The sequence below is a fragment of the Pseudomonas fluorescens genome (assembly GCF_902497875.1).
Classification (GTDB): Bacteria; Pseudomonadota; Gammaproteobacteria; order Pseudomonadales; family Pseudomonadaceae; genus Aquipseudomonas; species Aquipseudomonas fluorescens_BR.
Genome location: NZ_CABVHY010000091.1, coordinates 1 through 1969, shown reverse-complemented (window position 1 = coordinate 1969; position 1969 = coordinate 1). Strand labels below are relative to the sequence as shown.

Genomic DNA, 1969 nt, shown 5'->3' with positions numbered 1-1969 from the left:
GCCTGCAGATCCTGCAAGGCCTGCCGTGCATAACGCACATAGGCCTCACCGGCGTCGGTCAGGCGCACGCAACGTCCCGAGCGGTCGAACAACGGCGCGCCGAGGGAGTCCTCCAGTTGCTTGATCTGCTGCGACAGCGTCGGCTGCGACACATGCAGCGCTTCGGCGGCTCTGGTGAAGTTGCGATGCTCGGCAACCGCGAGCAGGTAGCGAATATGACGTAACAGCATGGCCGCTCAACTATAGGAAGGGCTTATGGCGACAATAATAAACCGGTCTTGGACGCTATAGCTGAAAAATTTCATCCTTGCCCCATCAGCGACGCAAGGAGAATCACCATGCAAGACATCATCGACGGCTTTCTCAAGTTCCAGCGTGAGGCTTTTCCGGAGCGCAGCGAACTGTTCAAGCAATTGGCTACCCGCCAGAGCCCGGGCACTTTGTTCGTCACCTGTTCCGACAGCCGTGTAGTCCCGGAACTGCTGACCCAGCAGGAACCCGGCGACATGTTCGTGATCCGCAACGCCGGCAACATAGTGCCGTCCTATGGTCCAGAGCCGGGCGGTGTGTCAGCCACGGTGGAATATGCCGTCGCCGTGCTCGGCGTCAGCGACATCGTGATCTGCGGCCATTCCGACTGCGGTGCGATGACCGCCATTTCCACCTGCAAATGCCTCGATCACCTGCCGGCGGTGGCCAACTGGCTGCGCCACGCCGAGTCGGCCAAGGTGATCAACGCCTCCCGGACTCACGCATCGGCCGAAGAGCGACTCGATTCGCTGGTACGGGAAAACGTCATCGCCCAACTGGCCAATCTCAAGACTCACCCTTCAGTCGCTCTGGCCCTGGAGCAGGGTCGACTGAACCTGCACGGCTGGGTCTACGACATTGAAAGCGGCGGCATCGTCGCGCTGGACGGCGTCAGACAGGGCTTCGTTTCGCTCACCGACTACCCAAAGACCTGTGCCCAGTCCAGCAAATTGCCACACGCCGCCTGACCCAGAGTGGAAGCAACTTTTCGTACTTCACCCAAGAGGAAATCACCATGCTGCAATCCCAATTCGCTCAAGCTCCACGTCTGGCCCTGGCCGACACCATCATCGACGCCAAGGCCCGCAAAAACCTGTCGTGGCAGGACCTGACCGACGGCACCGGCCTGAGCCTGGCCTTCGTCACCGCCGCCCTGCTCGGTCAACACCCTCTACCGGTGGAGGCCGCCGACGTAGTCTGCGACAAACTCGGCCTGGATCAGAATGCCAGCCGCCTGTTGCAAAGCGTGCCCTTGCGCGGCAGCATCCAGGGCGGCATCCCGACCGATCCGACCGTCTACCGTTTCTATGAAATGCTGCAGGTCTACGGCTCGACGCTCAAGGCGCTGGTCCACGAACAGTTCGGCGACGGCATCATCAGCGCCATCAACTTCAAACTGGACATCAAGAAAGTCGAAGACCCGGACGGCGGTTCCCGCGCGGTGATCACGCTGGATGGCAAGTACCTGCCGACCAAGCCGTTCTGATTGAAAAGGTATTGTCCGCGGGGAAATCGGCGCAAATCCTGAAATCGCCTTCGCGGGCAAGTCGGATCGCCGCACCGCCGCTCCTACAGACGCATCAGACCCCATAGACGTCTCTGTTTCACATGACCCAAGCACTTATCGAACTGTCTGACCTGAGCTTCAGTTGGCCAGGACATCCGCAGTTGCTGGACATCCCGGCGTTTCGCCTGGACGCCGGTGAAACGCTGTTCCTCAAAGGTCCCAGCGGCAGCGGCAAGACCACACTGCTCGGCCTGCTCGGCGGGGTGCAAAAGCCCGATCGCGGCAGCATTCGCCTGCTCGGCCAGGAATTGACCGAACTTTGCGCCGGCGCCCGCGATCACTTTCGGGTCGATCACACCGGCTACATCTTCCAGCAGTTCAACTTGCTGCCGTTTCTCTCGGTGCGCGAGAACGTTGAACTGCCCTGCCACT

The 1969-nt window shown here is 60.7% G+C and carries 4 protein-coding genes; 3 read left to right on the top strand and 1 reads right to left on the bottom strand.

The genetic code is table 11. The features are described 5' to 3' along the window. Nucleotides 1–230: LysR family transcriptional regulator (locus F8N85_RS33710; RefSeq protein WP_150807663.1), on the bottom strand; the 230-nt coding region annotated here is incomplete at its 3' end. A gap of 108 nt (nucleotides 231–338) precedes the next feature. On the opposite strand from F8N85_RS33710, the gene F8N85_RS33705 reads away from it, so the two are divergent. The 3 genes from F8N85_RS33705 to F8N85_RS33695 all read left to right on the top strand — a co-directional run. After that, a complete protein-coding gene (locus F8N85_RS33705; protein ID WP_150807368.1) occupies nucleotides 339–998 on the top strand; it encodes a carbonic anhydrase in 660 nt (219 codons plus the stop codon). A gap of 47 nt (nucleotides 999–1045) precedes the next feature. Further along, a complete protein-coding gene (cynS, locus tag F8N85_RS33700) occupies nucleotides 1046–1516 on the top strand; it encodes a cyanase (RefSeq protein ID WP_150807367.1) in 471 nt (156 codons plus the stop codon). A gap of 122 nt (nucleotides 1517–1638) precedes the next feature. Continuing rightward, nucleotides 1639–1969: ATP-binding cassette domain-containing protein (locus F8N85_RS33695; RefSeq protein WP_150807662.1), on the top strand; the 331-nt coding region annotated here is incomplete at its 3' end.